The following is a 21,698-nucleotide window of genomic DNA, read 5'->3' on the forward strand; positions in this document are numbered from 1 at the left end:
GAGGGGGGCCGCAACCCCGGCCCCTCCTTCAGCCGTGGGCTGACAGGATCCCGGTGACCGCGCGGCGGTCGATCTTCCGGTTGGCGTTCAGGGGGAACGCGTCGAGATGGGTGAAACCGCGCGGGAGCATGTAGACGGGCAGCAGGCCGGCCAGGTGGGCGCGCAGGGCGAGCGGGTCCTGGGCGGTGCCGGTGTAGGCCGCCGCCAGGGACGGTTCGGGCTCCCCGGCCGCCCGCACCACGGCCACCACCGCCTCGGCGACCCCGGCGGCCGTGCGCAGGGCGGCCTCGATGTCGCCGAGCTCGACACGGTGGCCGCGGATCTTCACCTGCTGGTCGAGCCGGCCCAGGTGCAGCAGCGCGCCGTCCGCCCCGCGCCGTACCCGGTCGCCGGTGCGGTAGTACAGCTCCGCACCGGGCGCCTCCCGGTCGTCGTGCACCTTGGCCCGGGCGCCGTCGAAGCGGACGAACCGGCCGGGGTTCTCGGCGGGGTCGAGATAGCCGGGGAAGCGCTGCGGGCCGCGCAGGCACAGCTCGCCCTCGTCCGCCTGCCGGCCGTCGTCGTCCAGGACCAGGGCGTCGAGGTGCGGGTAGGGCGTGCCGATGGGGACCGTGCCGTTGGCGGTGGCCGGCCAGTGGGCGGGGTCGGCGGGCAGCCGGTATTGGGTGCAGGAGACGGTGAGCTCGGTGGGGCCGTAGAGGTTCTCCAGGACGCTGCCGGGGGCGGCCTCCCGCCAGGCGGCGGCCTGTTCCAGGGTGAGCGGCTCGCCGCCGAACAGGGTCCAGCGCAGCCCGGGCATGCTGTCCGGGGCCAGGTCGCGCAGCCGCCGGGCGTAGGTGATCACCGAGGGCACCGAGAACCAGTGGGTGACGCGGTGCTCGCGGATGAAGCGGGCGGGCCGGACCAGATCCGAGCGGGCCGGTACGACGAGGGTCGCGCCGGTGCTCCAGGCGGTGAACATGTCCCAGGCCGTCGGGTCGAAGGTGAGGTCGAAGGTCTGCGAGACCCGGCTGCCGGGGCCGATGCCGTAGCGGGCCGTGGCGTGGTCGAGCATCGCCGCCGCGTTGCGCTGGAGCACCGGGACGCCCTTGGGGGTGCCGGTGGAGCCCGAGGTGAAGACGATGTACGCCACCGCGTCGGGGCGCGGCCGGTACGGAGGGAGATCCCCGGGCGGATCCCCGTCCTCGGGCGGATCCCCGTCCTCGGTGAACGGCAGGACGGGGCACGGGAATCCGGTCTGCTCCGCGTGTGCCGCGGCGGCCGGCTCCGCCAGCACCGCGTCCAGCCGCGCCGCCCGGGCGATCGCGGTCAGCCGGGCCGGCGCGACCTCCGGACCCAGTGGCACGGCGGCCGCACCCAGCCGCTGGGCGGCCAGGTAGGAGGCGTAGGCGGCGACGCTCCGGTTGGCCAGCACGCCGACGCGCTCCGGGCGCCGCCCGCCGAGGGCGCCGAGGATCCGGGCGGCGGTGTGCTCGGCGAGGCGGCGCAACTCCGCGTAGCCGAGGACGCGGCCGCCGGTCTCCAGCGCGGCCAGCCCGGGGTGGGCGTCGGCGGACGCCGCGAACCGTTCGTAGAGGGTGCGCTGGTCAGCCACGGCCGGTGTCCTCCGGTACGGGCGTCACGTACGCGTCGTAGTACACCGGCGTGCCGAGGAACGACGACGTGAACACCCCGCCCACCCGCGGGCCGACGACCGCCAGGTACACATAGGAGAAGACCGGCACCAGCGGGACGTGCCGGGTCGTCAGGGTCTCGTCCAGGGCGGCCCACTCGGCGGCGGCGGGTTCGGCGGGCAGCGCGGAGATCCGGGCGATCTCGGCGTTGACGTCCGGGTCGTCGAGGTAGGTGTAGTCGGCGTTCCCGGTGGGGCGCAGGGTGCGGCCGTCGAACCCGGTGAGCAGGGTGGCGGCGCCGGGCCAGTCGGCGGCCTGGCCCATCAGGTAGAGGTCGAAGTCGTGGCCGCGGGTGAGGACCGTCGTGTTGTGCCGGGGCCGGTCGGTCTCCACCACCTCGACGGCGAAGCCCGCCGCCGCCAGGGAGCGGGCGACCGCCCGGGCCCCCGCCGTGAAGTACGCGCCGTCGCGGCTGAGCAGCCGCAGCGTACGGCCGTCCCAGCCGTCCGGCAGGCCGCGCGGGCCGCCCGCGTGCGGGTCGGGATAGGGGCGGTGGCCGAGGGTGGCCGGGGAGAGGATGGTGTGGGTGGTCTCGCCCTGCGTGGCTCCCGCCATCGCGTCGCGGACCGCCTCCTTGTCCAGGGCGCGGGCGATCTCCCGGCGGACCTCGACGTCCGTCACCCGGGCCGTGTTGATCGCCAGATACCAGACCAGGGGGGTGCGGTCGCGGCGCAGCCGGGCCCCCAGGTCCGGATCGGCCAGCAGCTCCGCGGCGACCTCCTCGGGCGCGTTGTTCTCGGCGACGGCGAAGGCGTCCGGGCCCTCCCCCGCGTGGGCGCGCCGGTTCTGGACGGCCGCGTCGACGCCGAGTTCGAACTCGATGCGGTCCGGGTGGTCGTGCCGTACGGCGTCGGTGGCCGGGTCCCAGTGCGGGTTGCGTTCGAGGACCAGACGCTCACCGGCGAGGTGTTCCGTGATGCGGTACGGCCCGGAGGCGAGCGGTGCCTTGCCGTACGTCTCGCCGGTGTCGGTGTCGCGCGGGACCGGCACGGTGGTCACCAGGGCGGCGGCGAACGGCAGGTCGGGACGCGGCTCTGGGAAGCGGAACACCAGCGTGCGCGCGCCGCGCACCTCCAGGCCCGGCACCGCGGCGGTGCCGTCGGTGCCTTCGCTGAAGGGGCCCGCGTAGGGGCCGTTCGCGGCCAGCCAGTCCTGCAGGTGGTGGGGGCCGCCGGCCAGGCTCGCCTCGAAGGAGCGGGCGATGCCGTGGGCCACGTCGGCGGCGGTGATCTCCCGGCCGTCCTCGTAGCGCAGGCCCGCCTTGAGGGTGAACTCCCAGGTGCGGCCGTCGCCGTCGACGTCCCGGCCGGGGTGCTCGGCGAGGTCGCCGACCAGCCGCCAGCCGCCCGCGCCGTCCTCGGCGAACATCGTCAGCGTGCGGAAGAGGAGGTGGCCGAGCGCGGTGGCCTGGAGGGTCTGGATGCGCTGCGGGTCCAGGTGGTCGTGGTCGCCGTCGCGCAGCACGCGCAGGGTGCCGCCGCGCACGGCGCCCGGCACCGGGCGGGCCGGGCCCCGCGAGTCACGGGGGTCCCGGGCGATGGATGTCCTGCTCATGGTCGTGCTCCGATTCGTGCGGGCGGGGTGCTGCCGTCGGCGGCGGATGCGCATGCGGATGCGGATGCGGATGCGGTCACGAGGACGCCTTGCGCAGCGCGTTCAGGTGCTCCAGGCCGGACAGCACCGCGTCCTTGGCCACCCCGAAGTCGATCAGGCAGGCCAGTTCGTCGACACCGGCCGCGCGGGCCCGCTCCACCACGGCCGACGCCTGCGCCACCGTCCCGAACAGTCCGCTGGTGCTGTAGTAGGTGTCGAAGGACCGCCGGACCAGGAAGTCGATGTCGGACTCGCGGAGCTTGTCGGGGTCGAAGCCGGACAGGATGCTGCCCGCCGAGCGGGCGATGAGCCCGAAGGAGCTCTTCAGGTACGCGGTGAACGGCTCCCGGACCGCCGCCTTCACCTGCTCCGGGTCCTCGCCGAGGTAGGTGTGCAGCATCAGCGCGACATGGCCGGGCCGGCCGTCGTGGCCGGGGCGTTCGGCGAGCGCCTTGCGGTACAGGGCGATCTTCTCGGCGAGCTGGCCGAAGTCCTGGCCGAGCAGGTGGGTGAGCACCCCGGCGCCCGCGGTGCCGGCCGCGCGGAACGTCTCCGGGCCGCCCGCGCTGGTCACCCAGACCGGCAGTTCGGGCTGGACGGGCGGCGGGAAGACGCGTACCTCGGCCGGGTTCCCGGCGCCGTCGGTGACAGCAAGGGGTTCGCCCCGCCACAGGGCGCGCACCTGCTGCACGGCGTCGATGACCGCGGTCTTGCGGCCCGCGTAGCCCTCCGGGCGCAGCGCGAAGTCGACGGCGTTCCAGCCGGAGGCCAGGGAGAGGCCCGCGCGGCCGCCGGAGAGGTTGTCGACGACCGACCACTCCTCGGCGATGCGCAGCGGGTGGTGCAGCGGGGCGACCACGCTGCCCGCGCGGATCGCGACCCGCTCGGTGACGGTGGCGACGGCGGCGCCGGTCACCGACGGGTTCGGGTAGAGCCCGCCGAAGGGGTGGAAGTGGCGCTCGGGGGTCCATACGGCCGAAAAGCCGTGCGTGTCGGCGTACTTGGCGCCTTCGAGCAGCAGGTCGTAGCGGCCGCCGCCGCTCTCACCACCGCTCTCACCGGCACTCTCGCCGACGCTGCCGTCGGCGAAGTAGAAGAGACTGAAGTCCATCTCGGGGCCTCTCGGGACGGGTGGGTCGGTGGCGGTCAGCGCAGGCTGAGCGGGCGCAGGTCGGTCCAGACCGTGCCGATGTGCGCGAGGGCCTCCTCGCGGCTGCCCTCGAACCCGGTGGCACGCCAGCCGGCGGGCAGGGGCAGCGGGGCGGGCCACACCGAGTACTGCTCCTCGTGGTTGACGACCACGAGATGGCGGGGCGCGGTGGTGTCGGCGTCGGTGTGCTGGGTCATCAGGCTGCTGCTTCCTTGGTGGTGTCGGGCGTGGGCTGCGGGGTGTCGGCCGTCAGCGGGGCCGGCAGGTCGTACCTGATCCGGGCCAGCGAGGACAGGCCCAGCGGGAGCAGGGCCGAGGACAGGCCGATCGCGGTGATCAGGACGGTGGCGCGCAGGCCGACCGCGCTGCCGAGGAAGCCGCCGACGAGGGCGCCGACAGGGGCGATGCCCATGGCGACGAAGCGGTTGGTGGCGGCCACCCGGCCCTGCAGGGAGTCGGGGGTGAGGGTCTGCCGGATGCTGAGCACGGTGACGTTGTTGGCGACGCCGAACGACGCGAACAGGAAGTTGATCAGCATCAGGGTGCCGACGGCGAGGAGACCGGAGCCGTGCACGGCGGAGAGGCCGAGCATGACGAGGTTGGCGATCGCGGCGGTGGTCAGCATGGTGCGGCCGTAGCCGAAGCGCTGCGGCAGCCGGCCCGCGAAGGCCGCGCCGACCAGGAAGCCGGGGCCCAGTGCGGCCATCACCAGGCCGATCTCGCCCGCGGACAGGCCCAGGGTGCGGGGCATGAACTGGACGAAGGCGACCTCCAGCGCTGTGAAGGACAGGTTGAAGATCGAGGCCATGACCGTCATGGCGCGCAGCGGCTCGTTGCCGAAGACGAACTTCAGGCCCGCCCACACCTCGCGCAGTGTCCCCGCCGGGGAGGCGTCCCCGGCGTGCTCGGCCCGGTCCTCCTTGTGCCGGATGGTGGTGATGGTCAGCGCGGACGCCAGGTAGGACACGGCTCCGGCCAGCACCGCGACCGGCGCGGTCAGCCACTGCACCAGCACCCCGCCGAGCGCGGGCCCGCCGATGGTGGCGGCGGACTGGCTGGCGCCGAGCGCCGAGTTGCCGGCGGTGAGCTGGTCGCGCTCCACCAGCCGGGGCAGGTAGGCCTGCCCGGCCACGTCGAACAGCACGCTGCCGCAGCCGGCGAAGAAGCCGAGCACGTACAGCCAGCCGATGCCGAGCCGGTCGGTCCAGTACAGGACGGGGACGACCGACAGCACGAGGGCGCGGCCGAGGTCGGTGGCGATGAGGATGTTCCTGCGCCGGACCCGGTCCACGAGCACGCCCGCGAACAACGAGACCAGCAGGTACGGCAGTTTGACCACCGAGGTGAGCAGGCCGACCTGGGCCGAGCTGGCGGCCAGGGCCAGCACCGCGACCAGGGGCAGCGCGAGCTCGCTGATCTGGGCGGCGAACAGGGAGGCGGTCTGCCCGGTCCACAGCCGGGTGAAGTCGGCGTTGCGCCAGACGCTGGGGGCGGGCGGGGCGGCGGCTTCCCCGACGGTCGCGGCGTCGCTCATGAGGTGCTCCTACACAGGGGGTTGGTCCTACACGGGGGCCTGCGCAGGGGTTGGTCCCGCGCAGGGTGGGGGGAATCAGGAGTCGGCGAGGACGCCGTGCGGGCGGCCGGCGGCCGCGTCCTGCAGGCGGCGTGCGACCTGGGGGACGTTGGGCTGTTCGAGCATGCTGAAGTGGTCGCCGGGCGACTCGTCGATCAGCAGGGTGCCGCCGACCCGCGGCTGCCAGCCCATGTGCCGGCCCTCGAACAGTTCGGTCTCGGCGCGGATCAGCACCGCGTCGCCGCGCAGCGGCTCGCGCGGGGTGTCGCGGTAGGCGAGCAGGGCGCGGGCGTGCCGGGTGTACAGCTGGACGAGCCGGCGCAGGTCCTCGACCGAGCGGGCGTCGGCCCGCTCGTCGCTGGTGCCCTGGGTGAGCCGGACGACGTGGGCGAGGCGTGCCTCGGGGTCGAGGGCCTCCAGTTCGGCCTCGGTGACGTCGAGCCGGCCGCCGAACGCGCCGAGGATGGCGGCGGACTCGCTGGTGGCGTAGCGCGGCGGGACCGGGTCGTCGATGCTGGCGCTGATGATCGTCAGCATGCCGACCTCCTCGCCGGCGGCCTCCAGCTGGCGGGCCATCTCGTAGGAGACCATGCCGCCCATGCACCAGCCGCCCAGGAAGTACGGGCCCTCGGGCTGGACCGCGCGCACCTCGGAGAGGTAGAGCGCGGCGATCTCCTCGACGCTGTCCGGGCGGGGCACCTCGGGGCCCGCGTACTCGGGCGCCTGGAACGCGTACAGCGGGCGGTCCGGGTCGAGGACGTCGACGAGTTCGGAGTAGCAGAAGACGCTGCCGCCCAGCGGGTGCACCAGGAAGAACGGGGACTCGGTGCCGGTCGAGCGCAGCGGCACCAGGGTGGAGGCGGCCTGCTGCCGCTCGCCGCTGACGATCTCCGCGAGCCGCTCGATCGTGCCGCCCTCGAACAGCGCGGCCACCGGCACCTCGACGTCGGTGATGTCGGGCAGCCGCATGATCACGCGGAGCGCGGAGATGGAGTTGCCGCCGAGGTCGAGGAAGGCGTCGGTGACACCGACCTCGGGGACGCCGAGGACGTCCCGCCAGATCGCCGCGATGGCCTCCTCGGTGGGGTTGCGGGGGGCGACGAAGGCACCGGCGGTGGTCTCCTCGCGGCCGGGGGCGGGCAGCGCGAGCCGGTCGACCTTGCCGTTGGGGGTGAGCGGGAAGGCGTCCAGGACCACGAAGGCGCTGGGCACCATGTACTCGGGCAGGGCGGCGGCGGCCAGTTCGCGCAGTTCGGCCGCGCTCGGGGCGGTGCCGCCCTCGGGGGTCTCGGCGGTCTCGGGGGTCTCGGGGGTCTCGGGGGTGAGGTAGGCGGCGAGGCGGGCGTCGCCGGGCTGGTCGTGCCGGGCCATGACGACCACCCGGCCGACGCCCGGATGCCGGGCGAGCACGGTCTCGATCTCGCCGAGTTCGATGCGGAAGCCGCGCACCTTCACCTGGTGGTCGGAGCGGCCGAGGAACTCCAGGCGGCCGTCGGGCAGCCACCGGGCCACGTCACCGGTGCGGTACATCCGGGCGCCCGCCGGGCCGCCGTACGGGTCGGGCACGAAGCGGTCGGCGGTCAGGTCGCCGCGCCGGGAGTAGCCGCGGGCCAGTCCGTCACCGGCTATGTAGAGGTCGCCGGGGACGCCGTCGGGGACCGGGGCGAAGGACGCGTCGAGGACGTAGACACGGGTGTTGGCGATCGGGCGGCCCAGGGTGACCGGCTCGCCGGGGCGCACCCGGTCCAGGGCGGACCAGATGGTGGTCTCGGTGGGCCCGTAGGCGTTCCACACCACCGGGAAGCGGGCGGTCAGCTCCTGCGCGAGGTCCTCGGGGAGCGCCTCGCCGCCGGAGATCACCCGCAGCCGCTCGTCGCCGCCGAGCCCGGCCTCCACCAGCAGCCGCCAGCTGGACGGGGTGGCCTGCACGACGGTCGCGCCGGACCGCTCGACCGCCGCGCGCAGCCGGGGACCGTCCACCGCGATGTCCGGGGCGACGATCAGCTCGGCGCCGGCCAGCAGCGGCAGGTACACCTCCAGGGCGGCGATGTCGAACGACAGCGAGGTGACCGCCAGCAGCCGGTCCTCCTCGGTCAGTTCGAGGTCGCGGCCGAAGGACAGCAGCAGGTTGAGCAGGGCCCGGTGCGGGATCTGCACGCCCTTGGGGCGGCCGGTGGAGCCCGAGGTGTAGATCGTGTACGCCAGGTGCTCAGGGCCGGCCTGCGGGAGCGGGTCGGTCTCCGGCCGGTCCGCGGCGACCGTGCGGTCCACCTCGACGACGGCGGTGCCCTCGGGTACGGCGGGCGGCGCGAGCCCGGCGCCGGTCAGCAGGACCGGCACCCGGGCGTCGTCGAGCATGTACTCAAGACGCTCGCGCGGATAACCGGGGTCCAGCGGGACATACGCGCCGCCCGCCTTCAGTACCGCGACCAGGGCCACCACCAGCTCGGCCGAGCGCTCCAGGTGGACGCCGACCAGCGTGTCCGGGCCGACGCCGAGCCCGCGCAGCTCGTGGGCGAGCCGGTTGGCCCAGGCGTTGAACTCGCCGTAGGTCAGGGCGGTGTCGCCGAAGCGTACGGCGGTGCGGTCGGGGTGCTTGGCGGCGCGCTCGGCGAGCAGCTCGGGCAGGGTGCGGTCGAGGTCCCAGCCGGTCGCGGTGTCGTTCCACTCGGTGAAGAGCAGGTCCAGGTCGGCGGCGCCCAGCAGCGGGGTGGCGTGCACGGCAGCGTGCGGGTCGGCGACCAGCGCGGCCAGCGCGCCCGCGTAGTAGCCGCCTACGGTGTCGATCCAGGCGGCGGTGAACTCGGCGGCGTCGTAGTTGACGCGCAGCCGGACCTCGCCGGTGACCGGGTCGGTGCCGAAGTTCGCGGTGAACGGGAAGTTGGTCTGCTCGAAGAACTCGCCGCCCGTGACGGCCAGTTCCTCCAGCTCCATGTCGTAACTGCGGAAGCTGCGGTGGTCGACGACCGTCTCGAAGAGCCGCGGTCGGCGCTGGTCCTGGAGCATCTGCGCCATCGGGTAGCGGCGGTGCGGCAGCGCCCCGCTCTCCGCGGCGTGCACGCGCCGGGCCAGCTCGGTCCAGGTGGTGCCGGTGACGTCGACGACGAGCGGGAGGGTGTTGAGGAACAGGCCGACGACCTGGTCGCCGTCGGCGGTCTCCGGACGGCCGTTGCCGACCAGACCGGTGACGATCCGGCTCTGCCCGGACAGCAGGGACAGCACGCGGGCGTGAGCGGCGAACATCACCGACTTCACCGGCACCCGCGCTTCGGCGGCCACCGCGCGCAGCTTCTCCCCGAGCCCCGCGGGCAGCGGCACCTCGTGCACCCGGGCCTCGCGGACGGCGGCGAGCTCCGGGTCCGCGCGCCGGGGCAGCCCGGTGAAGTCGGTGTCCGCCAGCACGTCGGCCCAGTACGCCCGGGACTCCGCACTGGCCAGCGCCTCCTGTTCCAGGGCCAGGAAGTCACGGAACCGGGTGACCGGGGCGGTCGCCGGGTCGGAGCGGCCGGCCAGCCGGGCGTCGTAGCCGGTGATCAGCTGGGAGGTGACCAGGGACAGGCTCCAGCCGTCCAGGACCGCGTGGTGGAAGCTGAGGTTGAGCCGGAAGTCGTCGTCGGCGAAGACGTGCACGTGCAGGGTGAGCAGCGGGGCCCGGGTCAGGGCGAACGGCGTCGCCTTCTCCCGCTCGGTCCACGCGGCCACCCGCCGCTCCTGCTCCGCCGGGTCGAGGCCGCGCAGGTCATCCACGGTCAGCGGGGTCGCGACGGCCACGTGCACCAGCTGCATCGGGGTGCTGAACCGGGTCAGGTCGAAGGAGCTGCGCAGGATGTCGGAGCGCGCGATCACCCCGGCGAGGGCGGCGCGCAGCCCGGCCTCGTCGAACCGGCCGGACAGCCGGACGGCGGAGATGTCGTGGTAGGTGGGGGTGTTGCCGTCGGCGTGACTGTGGAACAGCATGCCGGACTGCAGGAGGGTCAGCGGATAGGCGTCGACGATCTCGACGGTCTCGGTGCGGTCGGCGGTGCCGGTGCCGATGGCGGTCTCGGTGCGGTCGGCAGTCTCGGTACGGTCGGCGGTCTCGGTGCCGACGGCAGTCTCGGTGCCGACGGCGGTCTTGGTGCGGTCGGCGATGTCGTCGTGGGACGGCACGGGGTTCCTTCCGGAGTGCGTCTGGGGAGCCGGGGCGGGTGCGGGCCGGGGTCAGGCCCTGAGGCGGGCGAGGTCCTCCGGGGAGAGCAGGCCGAACGCGGCGACCTCCGGGCGGGCGGGTCCGGCGGCGGGATCCCCGGCGGGCTCGGTGTGCTCGGCCAGCCAGCGGGCGAGGGTCTCGACGGTCTGCGCGGCGAACAGCCGCTGGAGCGGGATCTCGTGGCCGGCCTCGCGGGCCAGGCCGACGATCCGGACGGCGTGCATCGAGTCGCCGCCGATCTCGAAGAAGTTGTCCCGGGTGCCGACCCGGTCGAGGCCGAGGACGCGCTGCCACAGCCCGGCCAGCAGCTCCTCCTCCGGGGTCGCCGGGGCACTGTGCCCGCCCGACCTGCCCGCCCCGTGGTCCGGGGCGGGCAGCGCCTTGCGGTCGACCTTGCCGTTGGGACTGAGCGGCAGCGCCTCCAGCACGACGAAGGCGCTGGGCACCATGTGCTCGGGAAGCCGCTCGGCGAGGGCGGCCCGCAGGTCGCCGACGGACAGTTCCTGAGCCGCCGCCGTCAGATACGCCACGATCCGCCGGTCCCCCGGCCGGTCCTCGCGGACCACCACGAGCGCCTGGGCGACCGTCTCCAGGTCCAGCAGCGCCGCCTCGATCTCGCCGGGTTCGATGCGGAAGCCGCGCACCTTCACCTGGTGGTCGGTCCGGCCGAGGTATTCCACGTACCCGTCGGCGTGCCAGCGGGCCAGGTCCCCGGTGCGGTAGAGGCGGGCGCCGGGCGAGCCGCCGTACGGGTCGGGCACGAAGCGGTCGGCGGTCAGTCCGGGCCGCCCGCCGTAGCCGCGGGCCAGCTGCACCCCGCCCAGGTACAGCTCGCCGGGCACGCCGACGGGGGCGGGCCTGAGCAGGGCGTCCAGGACGTAGGCACGGGTGTTGGCGATGGGGGTGCCGATGGGGACGGCCGCGCCGGTCCAGCCGGGGCGGGACGTCCAGCGGGTGACGTCGACGGACGCCTCGGTGGGGCCGTACAGGTTCTCCAGGGCGGCCCCGGGCAGGGCCAGGTGGAAGCGGCGGGCCAGGTCCGCCGGGAGCGCCTCGCCGCTGCACACCACCAGGCGCAGCGAGCCGCAGTCGGCGGCCCGCCCGGCCGCGAGGAACGTGTCCAGCATGGGCGGCACGAAGTGGCAGACGGTGACCCGCTCGTCCCGCACCAGGGCGGCGAGGTGCTCGGGGTCGCGGTGCCCGCCGGGCTCGGCCAGGACCAGCCGGGCGCCGGTGAGCAGCGGCCAGAACAGCTCCCACACCGACACGTCGAAGCTGATCGGCGTCTTCTGCAGCACGGTGTCCGTGCCGGTCAGCCGGTACGCGTCCTGCATCCAGCGCAGCCGGTTGACGATCCCCCGGTGCGGCACCTGCACGCCCTTCGGGCGGCCGGTGGAGCCGGAGGTGTAGATCACGTACGCCAGGTGGTCAGGACCGGCGGCCGGTGCGGGCTCGGTCGTGGGAAAGCCGTCCCCGGCGCGCTCGTCCACGGCGACGACGGTGACGCCGTCGGCAGCGAGCGACTCGCCCCCGCCCGGGTGGGCGAGGAGCACCGGGACCCGGGCGTCGGCGAGCATGAACGCCAGCCGCTCGTGCGGGTATCCGGTGTCAAGGGGCAGATAGGCGCCGCCCGCCTTGAGCACCGCGAGCAGGGCCACCATCAGCTCCGGCGAGCGGTCCAGGTGGACGCCGACCACGGTGTCGGGGCCGACGCCGAGGCTCCGCAGCCGGTGCGCGAGCGCGTTGGCGCGGGCGTGCAGTGCGGCGTACGTCAGCTCGCGGTCCGCGAACCGTACGGCGACCGCTTCCGCGTGCCGGCCAGCGGCTTCGGCGAGCAACCCGGTCAGGGTGTCGCCGGCCGGCCGGTCGACGGCGGTGTCGTTCCAGACGTCCAGGAGCCGAGCGCGCTCGGCGGCGCCCAGCGGGTCGATGCCGGAGAGCGCGGCGGTCGGGTCGGCGGCGACGGCGGTGAGCACGTTGGTGAAGTGCTCGGCGAACCGCTCCACGGTGGCGGTGTCGAACAGCTCCACGTCGTGGTCGAGCCAGCCGATCAGCTCCCGGCCGGTGTCGATCATCCGCAGGTTGAGGTCGAACTGGCTGTTGGCGACGGACACGTCCACCAGCTCGCCGGTGATCCCCGGCACGTCGAAGGTGCCCAGCTCCACGTTCTGCAGGGCGAACAGCACCTGCACCAGCGGGCCGCGGGACAGGTCCCGTTCCGGGGCCAGCTCGCCCACCAGCCGTCCGAACGGCACCCGCTGGTGGGCGAAGGCCGCCAGGGCGCTGTCCCGGACCCGGCCGAGGAGTTCGCCGAAGGCGGGGTCGCCGTCCAGGTCGACGCGGAGCGGCAGGGTGTTGAGGAAGCAGCCGGGCAGGTCCTCGAACTCGGCGCGCGGCCGGTTGGCGACGGGCGTGCCGACCAGCAGCCGCTCCTGCCCGCTCCAACGGGACAGCACGACGGCGTAGGCCGACAGCAGGGTCATGAACAGGGTCGAGCCGTGGGCGAGGGAGAGCTCGCGCAGCGCGGCCGAGGTGGCCGCGTCCACGGTGATCCGGCGCCGGGCACCACGGTGGGCGCTGACGGCCGGGCGCGGCCGGTCGGTGGGCAGCTCCAGCACCCGGGGGGCGCCGTCGAGATGCCCGCGCCACCAGGCCACCAGCCCGTCCAGCACCGGCCCGTCCAGATCGGCGCGCTCCCAGCGGGCCACGTCGGCGAACTGGAGGGCGGGCTCCGGCAGTTCGGCCCGGCGGTCGGCGTACGCGGCGGACAGTTCGCGCAGCAGCACTCCGAACGACCAGCCGTCGAACACTATGTGATGCACCGTCAGTGCCAGCAGGTGGTCCCCGTCGCCGATCCGCAGCAGCGCCACCCGCAGCAGCGGGCCGCGCGTGAGGTCGAACGGCTCCCTGACGCTGTCCATCGCGGCGGCGAGGGCGGCGGACCCGGGGTCGGGGCGGTCCGCCAGATCGGTGACGCGTACGACGGCCCGGGCGCCGGGGACGGCCCGCTGGTGCGGGCCGCCGTCCGGGCCGGTCCCGAAGACGGTGCGCAGGACGGCGTGCCGGTCGGTCACCGTGTCCACGGCCCGCTGCAGCGCCGCCGGGTCCAGCGGGCCGCGCAGCCGCAGTACGACGGGCATGTTGTAGGCCGCGTCGCCGGGGCGTACCTGCTCCTCCAGCCACAGGCGTTCCTGGGTCCAGGACAGTGGCGCGGGCTCGGCGGGGTCGGTGCGCGGGAGGCCCACGGGGTGCGGGGCCGGGGCCGTCTCCTCCAAGAGGACGGCGAGTCCGGCGACGGTCGGGCGGGCGAACAGGTCCTGGAGGGTGAGCCGTTCGGCGGCCGCGCCGGGGAACTCGCGCCGGATCCGGGCCAGCAGCCGGGTCAGCAGCAGGGAGTGGCCGCCGAGTGCGAAGAAGTCGTCGGCGGCGCCCACGCGTTCGCGGTGCAGCAGCACCCGCCACTGCTCGGCCAGCCGTTCCTGCACCGGTCCCGCGGGGGCGACGTAGCCGCCGGTGGCGGCCTCGGCGCGGTGTTCCAGGGCGTGCAGGGCGTCCCGGTCGACCTTCCGGTTGGCGGTGAGCGGCAGGGCGTCGAGGACGGCGTACGCGGACGGCACCAGGTGGCCGGGCAGCAGCCGGGCCAGTGCGGCACGGACCTCGGCGAGGTCGGGGGCCGCGCCGCCGGTGGCGAGGAAGGCCACCAGGCGGTGGTCGCCGTCGCCGTCCGGCACCGCGAGGACGGCGCTCTGCCGGATCCCCGGGAGCGCGTCGAGCGCGGCCTCGGCCTCCGCGGGCTCCACCCGGTGGCCACGCACCTTGGCCTGCCGGTCGGCGCGCCCGAGATGGTCGAGCAGCCCGTCGGGGCGCAGCCGGGCGAGGTCCCCGGTCCGGTAGAGGCGGGCGCCGGGCGAGCCACCGTACGGGTCGGGGACGAAACCGGCGGCGCCCTCACCGTCGCCGGACTCGGCACGTACGCCGGACTCGGCACGGACGCCGGACTCGGCGCCGTCGCCGGACTCGGCGTACCGGGCCAGGTACGGCGTGCGGACGACGAGTTCGCCGATCTCCCCGATCCCGGCCGGCCGGTCGCCCGCGAGGAGCAGCAGCTGGACGCCCTCGATGCCCGGCCCGAGCGGCACCGGCCCGGCGGGGATCGCGTCGGCGGGCGTACCCGCGCGGTGGGCGAGGTGGACGGAGACCGCCTGCGGGGTCTCGGTGGCGCCGTACAGGTTCAGCAGGTCGGCGCCGGGGGCGAGCCGGGCCCAGGCGCGCAGGGTGCGGCCGGTCAGGGTGTCGCCGCCGAAGCCGGCCAGCCGCAGCGCGGGCCAGCCGGCCGTGCCGTCCGCCTGACCGGCGAGGGCGCGGCCGAGGGCCGGGGTGAGGTGGGCGACGGTCGGCGCGGCGTCGGCGAGCCAGCCGGCGAGGGCGGCGGTGTCGCGGACGTCCGCGTCGGGGAAGACGGCGGCGCCGCCCGCCCACAGCGGGGTGAGGACGTCCCGCAGGAACGGGTCGTGGCCGAGCCCGGACAGCACCGCGAACCGGTCGTCAGGACCGAGGTCGAAGGTGCGCGTGTACCAGTCGAGGAAGTGCGTGAGCGGCCGGTGCGTGCCGGTGACCCGGCGGGGCCGGCCGGTGGTGCCCGAGGTGAAGGCGACGTAGGCGTCCGCGTCGGGGGCGGGCGCGGGAACGGGCGCGCCGTCGGGCAGTCCGGCCAGGGCACGGTCGAGCCCCTCGCCGGGCTCGATGCGCAGCACCGGACCGGTGACGAAGCCGGGCAGCGGCAGTCCGGGGGCGCAGCCGAGCCAGGCCCGGGGCGCGAGCGCCTCGGCGCGGGCGCGCAGGGCCTCGTCGGGGTGGTCCGCGTCCAGCACGGCGAAGACCGCGCCCGCCTTGACGGCGGCCAGGATGCCGAGGACGACGGCCGGGTGCCGTACGGCGTGCAGGGCGAGCACGTCGCCGGGCCGGATGCCGCGTGCGTGCAGCAGCCTGGCCAGCCGGTCGGTGGTCCGCTCGGTCTCCGCGTACGACCAGACGCGGTCGCCCGCGATCAGGGCGGGGGCGTCCGGGGTCGCCGCGGCGTGCTTGGCGAGACGGTCGGCGAGCGGCTCGGGCCGGGCGGGTACGAGGCCGGCGGCGGGGTCGGGCAGCAGGGCGGCGGACCGGGCGGTCGCCAGGTCGAAGTCCCGTACCGTGCGGGCGGGTTGGGCCGCCGCCTGGGCGAGTACGGCGTCCAGCTGGCCCAGCAGGTCCTCGACCCGGCCGGCGTCGAACAGGCCGGCGTCGTACACCGCTTCCAGCGTGTAGCCGCCGTCGGACCGGGCACCGGCGTACAGGGTGAGGTCGAACTTGTTGTCGATGTCCCCGAACGGCAGCTGCTCCACCGTGCAGCCGCGCAGGACGGGGGCGGCGACCGGCGGCAGCATGTTGAAGAAGACCTGTACGAGCCGTCCCCGGGACAGGTCGCGCTCGGGCGCCAGGTCCGCGACCAGCCTGCCGAACGGGACCCGTTGCCGGGCGAAGGCCTCCAGCGCGTCGTCGCGGACCCGGCCGAGGAGTTCGGCGAACGCCGGGTCGCCCGCCGTGTCCACCTTCAGGGGCAGGGTGTTGAGGAAGCAGCCGACCAGGTCCCGGCCGCCGGGGCCGCGGGTGGACGCCGGGGTCCCGACGATCATCCGCTCCTGCCCGCTGTGCCGGGCGAGTACGACACCGAACGCGGCGAGCAGGGCCATGAACGGGGTCGCCTCGTGGGACCGGGCCAGCTCGCGCACGGCCGCCCCGGCCGCCGCGTCCAGCTCCGCCCGGACGCGGGCGCCGTGCGAGCCGCGTACGGCGGGACGCGGGCGGTCGGCGGGCAGCTCCAGCACCCGGGGCACCCCGTCGAGATGCCCACGCCACCACGCCACCAGCGCGTCGGCCCCCGCCTCCCCGACCCGCTCGCGCTCGGCCCGCACGGTCTCTGCGAAACCGCGCCCCAGCGGCCTGGGTTCCGGGTCCGCCCCGGCGTACAGCGCGGACAGCTCGTCGAAGAGGACCGCGAACGACTGTCCGTCCGCGACCAGGTGATGGGCCGACACCAGAAGCAGCCGCGCGTCGTCGGCGTACCGGACCGCCAGGACCCGCAGCAGTGGGCCGTGGGCCAGGTCGAACGGCTCGCGCACCGCCCGGCGCAGCGCCGCGTGGGCCGCCGCCTCCGGGTCGGCGGACCCGCGCACGTCCTGGGTGCGGACGGGCACGGTCACCGTGTCCAGCACCCGCTGCCGGGGCTCCCCGTCCGCGGTGCCGAAGACGGTGCGCAGGGCGTCGTGCCGGGCCGCCAGGGTGTCCACGGCGGCCTGCAGCGCGGCGGGGTCGAGAGGTCCGCGCACCCGCAGGATCACCGGCATGTGGTAAGCGGTGTCGCCCGGCCGCAACTGCTCCTCGAACCAGATCCGCTCCTGTGTCCAGGACAGCGGGTGGGAGGGCGGGTGGTCGGTCATGTGGTCGGTCATGTGGGGTCCCCCAGGGAGTCGGTGCGGCCGGTGAGGTCGGCCAGGCCGACGGTGAACAGGGCCGCGGTCTCGGCGAGCGCGGCGGGGCCCAGCAGGCCCTCGGGTGCGGTGACGGCGCCGGCGAAGGACCGGCCGTCGTCCCAGAGTTCGCAGGTCAGCTCGGTCTGGCAGCCGAGCGCGGGCGCGGGCAGCGGCGCGAACCGGACGCCGGCCGCCTCGACGGGGGCGGCGACGCGCTGCAGCACCAGCAGGTTCTGGTAGAGCGGGGCGCGGCCGGGCGCCGGGCGGGGGGCCAGCGCGGCGACCTCGTCGGTGCCGAGGGCGGTGTGCGCGAGGACCTCCAGGAGCCGCTCGCGGACCAGCGCCAGCAGGGCCGGGCCGTCCAGGGCCGGGTCGGCGGCGATCCGTACGGGCAGGCCGTTGGCGAAGTAGCCGACGGTGCGCTCGTGAACGGCGTCGCGGTCCTCCACGACGGTGCCGACGGCGAGGTCCTCCCGCCCGGTGACCTTGGCCAGCGCCCGCCACCAGGCGGCGAGCAGCGGCACCAGCACCGGGTAGCGCTCCCGGGCGGCGAACTCCCGAAGCCGGGCGGTGGTGTCCGGCCCGAGGTCGAGCCGGTGGGCGACGGCGGGCCGCGTCCACACCTCCCGCATCCCGAGCGTCGCGCCGCCGGGCCACTCCGGCGCGGTGAGCCCGGCGAGCCGCCCGCGCCAGAAGTCGCGAGCGGCACCGGCACCGGGCCGCGGCCCGCCGACGGGCGGCGCGGGCGCGGGCCGCGGGGCGCGGCCGGCGTACGCGGCGGCGAGGTCGGCCACGAGGATCTCCTCGGACCGGGCGTCGTACACGATGTGGTGGACGGCGAGCAGCAGGAGCCGCCGCCCGGCCGCCGCCCGGCCGAGGACACCGGCGGCGAACAGGGGGCCGGTGCCGAGGTCGCCGACCCTGGCGACGAGTTCCCGGGTGAGGGCCTGCTCGGTACCGGTGCGGACGAGCAGCGGGGGCGGGGGCGGAGCCTCGGCGGTGTGCCGCCGCGGGCGGCCCCCGTCCCGGGGAAACGTGGTGCGCAGCGCCGGATGAGCGGCGGCGACCGCGGCCAGGGCCTGCCGCAGCCGGTCCGGGTCCGGCGTGCCGGTGACCTCGATCCGGCTGACCGCGACCTGCCCGGGGGCACCGGGCGCAAGCCGCGAGGCCAGCCAGAAGCGGCGTTCCCCCGGTGACAGGCCGGCCGGGTCACCGGAGCCGAGGTCACCGGAGTCGGGGTCACCGGAGTCGGGGTCACCGGCCGGGTCGGCCGAGCGGGTGCCGCCCGCCGAACCGGCCGGGTCGGCCGAGCCGGTACCGTCCGTCGGCTTCCCCGACCGGCGTGCCGCCGCGAGCTCCGCCAGGGCGGCCACACTGGGGTGTTCGTACACGTCGCGGGCCGAGAGCCGTACCCCGAACAGCCGCGACAGCCGGGCGGCGACCCGCAGCACGTGCAGCGAACTCGCGCCGGACGCCAGCAGGTCCGAGCCGGAGCCCAGTCCGGGCGCCGCCAACACGGCCCGCGCCTCCCGCAGGGCGGGGTGCACATCCGAGCCGCCCGACGAACCGGCACCCCCGGTGAACGCTGCGGCCCCGGCCGCCCCGGCATCCGCCGCCACCCGCTCCCGTACCCACGTCTCCACCGCCCGCAGATCCGCCTTCCCGGTCGGCCCGAGGGGCACCGGATGCAGGTGGAGGAAGCGGTCGGGGCGCAGGTAGGCCGGGAGGGCGTCCGCGGTCGCGTGCCGGAGGGTGTGCTCGGCGACGGGCGCCGCGTCCTGCGTGGTGTACGCGCAGGCCGTCGAGGTGACCGTGGCCCCCGCGTCCCGCAGCGGCACCAGGAAGGCGTGCCGGATGCCGGGCAGCGCGGAGATCCGGCGTTCCACCTCGCCGGGCTCCACCCGGTAACCGCGGATCTTGAACTGGCGGTCGGCCCGGCCCACGTACGACAGCCGGTCCTCGGCGTCCATCCGGACCCGGTCCCCGGTGGCGTACGCACGCAGCGTGCCGTGGCCCGGGACGGCGATCCGGGTGAACCTGCGGGCGTCCTCCTCCGGCCGGTCGAGGTAGCCGAGGGCGAGCCCGTCGCCCGCCACCCAGAGTTCGCCCTCGGTGCCGCGGGCCACGGGACGCAGGTTCTCGGGGTCGAGGACGGCGAGCACGGTGCCGCGGACCGGGCGGCCGACCGGGATGCCGGACGGGTCGGCGGTGTCGGCGGGCCGGATGTCGTGGGTGCTGACGAAGACCATGGACTCGACGGGCCCGTAGCCGTTGGTGACGCGCAGGCCGGGGTGGCGGTCGAGGAGGGTCGCGATGTGCGGCGGGGAGAGCCGTTCGCCGCCGCAGAGCAGGTGCCGTATCCCGGTGAACGCGTCCGGGTCCTCGTCGACGACCAGGTTGACCAGGGAGCTGGTGAGCCAGAGCGTGTCGACGCCGTCCTCGGCGACCAGCGCCCGCAGTCCGCCGGGGGTGATCAGCGGCTCGTCGGGGGTCACGCAGCAGCCGCCGTTCATCAGCGGCCCGAACACCTCCAGCGCGCCGGCGTCCCAGTAGGGCGCGGCGAGCAGCGGCATGACCGTGCCGGGCCCGAACGCGGCGTATCCGCCGTCCACGAAGGTGCGGACGAAGGCCCGGTGCGGCAGGACGACCCCCTTGGGGCGGCCGGTCGAGCCGGAGGTGAAGAAGACGCAGGCGGGGTCGTCCGCGCCGACGGCCGGCAGGCCGGTGTCCGGTGCCGCCGGCCGGGCGGCGGGGTCCGGCAGCGGTACGGCCCGGGTCCCGGCCGGGAGCCGGACGGTACCGCCGGTGGCGTCGAGGACGACGTGCGCGCCGAGGTCGTCGATCACCTCGCGCAGCCGCCGGGCGGGCCAGTCCGGGTCGACGGCCGCGTAGGCGGCCCCCGCCAGCAGCACGCCGAGCGCGGCGACGGCGAACTCCCCGCCGGCCCGGGCGGCCACGGGTACGAGGCCGCGGGCCGGGACGCCGGAGGCGACGAGCAGGTCGCGTACCGCGCGGGCCCGGGCCACCAGTTCGGCGTAGGTCAGGCGGGCACCGCCCGGTCCGCGCAGCGCGGTGGCGCGCGGGGACCGGGCGGCCTGCCGCAGTACCGCCTCGTGGGCGGTGGCACCGGCCGGGACGGGCCGCCCCGGTCCGGCGGCGACCGAAGGACGCGGGCCCGTCATGACAGCCGGGGCGCCGTGCCGAGCACTTCCGCCAATTCGACGGGGGTCGACCGGAGTACGGCGGTGAAGTCGGCCTCGATTCCCCAGACCTCCGCGACGCGCTCGACCACGAGTACGGCGTGGAAGGAGTCGCCGCCCTGCGCCAGGAAAGTCAGATCGTCGTGGATTTCGGTACCCAGGATCTCGGCGAGAAGCCGCCGGATGCTTTCCGCGGTGATTTCCCGGGTGACATCGAGATGACTCATATCGTTTTCTCCAGTGCTCAGCGGGCCGGGCCGGACGAACGGATTCCTAGCTCCAGCCGCTGTCGCCGAGCGGGTCGACGGCGGCGGAACGCGTGTTTTCGGCCACCGCGGCCGTATGGGCACTGTGCACACCGGGCACGGCAGCCACCTGAGCACCACCGACGAGCCCGCCCGCAACCAGGAGAGCAAAAGCGACAGACCTGTACTTCTTCATGGAAATATCCCCCGGAGTCGAGACGCTGCGTGATCGGCCGACCGCATGGGCAGCCGCTTCACGATGTTGTAATCCCGCCTCCATGGCCGTCCAGGGAGATCGGCGCGCATGATGTTGCGAACAGGAAACTGCAGGGGGGAAGAATTGGACAAAATCCTGGAAACCGACCCTTCGCTGCTTCTCCAGGGACTCTCGCCGAGTCACATACGGCTTTATCACTGGGGGGCCACCCAGGCCTTTTTCACGACGAAAGAAGTCGCGGTGGTCCTGGACATCAGCGAATCCGAAGCGGTCGAGGCGGTGGACGCGCTGGAGGAATTCCATCTCGTCGACCGCGTGAACGGTTCGGAAAACCTCGACGGGATGTGCGACCACGGCCCGTGGTGGCGCACCGTCCATCCGCACATGGCCGCCGCCCACATGGCGGGCGCGGAGTCACGGCTGCGCCGGCAGCTCTACGAACTGAACACCCGGCGCGACTCGCTGACCGCCCTCGCCTCCGCCTACCCGGCCGGCGCCCACCGGGAGTCCCAGCCCTCCGGGGCGCTGGAGGTGGTGGACTCGCTCGACGACGTGATCACGCTGATCGAGCAGGCCAGCGCCGAGTGCACCCAGGAGATGATCACCTGCCAGCCCGGCGGCGGCCGTCCCCCTGCGGAACTGGAACAGGCGGTGGACCGGGACACCGCCCTGCTGGCCCGGGGCGTACGCATGCGCACGCTCTACCAGCACTCCGCCCGGCGGCACGCGCCCACCCAGGCCTACGTGGACCGGGTCACCCCCGCGGGCGCCCAGGTGCGGACGATGACCGACCTGCTCGGGCGGCTGGTCGCCTTCGACCGCAGGATCGCCTTCGTCCCGCACCACCAGCGCCGGGGCGGCGCGGTGGTGCTGCGCTCCCCCGCCGCCGTCGCCTACCTGTGCGACGCCTTCGACCGCGCCTGGGACCACGCCACCCCGTTCTGCGGCGCCGAGCGCACCAAGGTCGCCGTCGACGACCTGCGCCAGGGCATCCTGCGCCTGCTGAGCAAGGGTCTGAAGGACGAGGTGATCGCCCGCCGCCTGGGCATCTCACTGCGCACCTGCCGCAAGCACATAGCGGACCTCTTCCAGGAACTGGACGCCGAGAGCCGCTTCCAGGCGGGGTATCTCGCGGCCACCCGCGACCTGCTGGGGGAGGCCGCCCACTAGGCGCTCCGCTGGAAGTGCCGCATCTGGGTCGTCTGGCGTCTGCGGCGCCGTAGTGGCTGGTCGCGCAGTTCCCCGCGCCCCTACGGGGCCCGGGCAGCACGCGAAGGGCCGGGGTGGGCCGGGGCCCCCCCCGGGACCGGCGGCCCCCCCACAAGAAAAAAAAAAAAAAAACACCACCA

At 75.1% G+C, this 21,698-nt stretch carries 11 protein-coding genes; 1 reads left to right on the forward strand and 10 read right to left on the reverse strand.

The genetic code is table 11. The features are described 5' to 3' along the window. Positions 1 to 28 precede the first annotated feature (28 nt). From ACFWPS_RS05930 to ACFWPS_RS05975, 10 genes are all read right to left on the reverse strand, one after another. Positions 29 to 1,594, reverse strand: a complete 1,566-nt coding sequence (locus ACFWPS_RS05930) for an amino acid adenylation domain-containing protein (protein WP_383701456.1) — start codon at positions 1,592 to 1,594, stop codon at positions 29 to 31. Then, entirely contained in the window at positions 1,587 to 3,227 is a 1,641-nt protein-coding gene (locus tag ACFWPS_RS05935; protein WP_383701458.1) for an ABC transporter substrate-binding protein, read from the reverse strand. The genes ACFWPS_RS05930 and ACFWPS_RS05935 overlap by 8 nt, the downstream gene beginning before the upstream one ends. Before the next feature lie 76 nt (positions 3,228 to 3,303). Then, on the reverse strand, positions 3,304 to 4,377 hold the full coding sequence (locus tag ACFWPS_RS05940) for a MupA/Atu3671 family FMN-dependent luciferase-like monooxygenase (RefSeq protein ID WP_383701460.1): 1,074 nt from the start codon (positions 4,375 to 4,377) through the stop codon (positions 3,304 to 3,306). Between the two features lie 35 nt (positions 4,378 to 4,412). After that, the gene (locus tag ACFWPS_RS05945) at positions 4,413 to 4,613 is read right to left on the reverse strand and encodes an MbtH family protein (RefSeq protein ID WP_383701462.1); all 201 of its coding nucleotides are present in this window, start codon (positions 4,611 to 4,613) and stop codon (positions 4,413 to 4,415) included. Further along, complete coding sequence (locus ACFWPS_RS05950; protein ID WP_383701464.1) at positions 4,613 to 5,950, reverse strand: MFS transporter; 1,338 nt, start codon at positions 5,948 to 5,950, stop codon at positions 4,613 to 4,615. Before ACFWPS_RS05950 ends, ACFWPS_RS05945 begins: the two co-directional genes overlap by 1 nt. Before the next feature lie 75 nt (positions 5,951 to 6,025). Next, complete coding sequence (locus ACFWPS_RS05955; protein WP_383701467.1) at positions 6,026 to 10,138, reverse strand: amino acid adenylation domain-containing protein; 4,113 nt, start codon at positions 10,136 to 10,138, stop codon at positions 6,026 to 6,028. Between the two features lie 51 nt (positions 10,139 to 10,189). Then, complete coding sequence (locus ACFWPS_RS05960; RefSeq protein WP_383701469.1) at positions 10,190 to 16,666, reverse strand: amino acid adenylation domain-containing protein; 6,477 nt, start codon at positions 16,664 to 16,666, stop codon at positions 10,190 to 10,192. After that, on the reverse strand, positions 16,663 to 19,869 hold the full coding sequence (locus ACFWPS_RS05965; protein WP_383701471.1) for an amino acid adenylation domain-containing protein: 3,207 nt from the start codon (positions 19,867 to 19,869) through the stop codon (positions 16,663 to 16,665). Before ACFWPS_RS05965 ends, ACFWPS_RS05960 begins: the two co-directional genes overlap by 4 nt. After that, positions 19,866 to 20,114, reverse strand: a complete 249-nt coding sequence (locus ACFWPS_RS05970) for a phosphopantetheine-binding protein (protein WP_383701473.1) — start codon at positions 20,112 to 20,114, stop codon at positions 19,866 to 19,868. Before ACFWPS_RS05970 ends, ACFWPS_RS05965 begins: the two co-directional genes overlap by 4 nt. A gap of 46 nt (positions 20,115 to 20,160) precedes the next feature. Then, positions 20,161 to 20,328, reverse strand: a complete 168-nt coding sequence (locus tag ACFWPS_RS05975; protein WP_383701475.1) for a hypothetical protein — start codon at positions 20,326 to 20,328, stop codon at positions 20,161 to 20,163. Between the two features lie 261 nt (positions 20,329 to 20,589). On the opposite strand from ACFWPS_RS05975, the gene ACFWPS_RS05980 reads away from it, so the two are divergent. After that, the gene (locus ACFWPS_RS05980; protein ID WP_383701477.1) at positions 20,590 to 21,519 is read left to right on the forward strand and encodes a LuxR C-terminal-related transcriptional regulator; all 930 of its coding nucleotides are present in this window, start codon (positions 20,590 to 20,592) and stop codon (positions 21,517 to 21,519) included. Positions 21,520 to 21,698: the final 179 nt, after the last annotated feature.

This window comes from Streptomyces sp. NPDC058457 (assembly GCF_042720695.1).
Classification (GTDB): Bacteria; Actinomycetota; Actinomycetes; order Streptomycetales; family Streptomycetaceae; genus Streptomyces.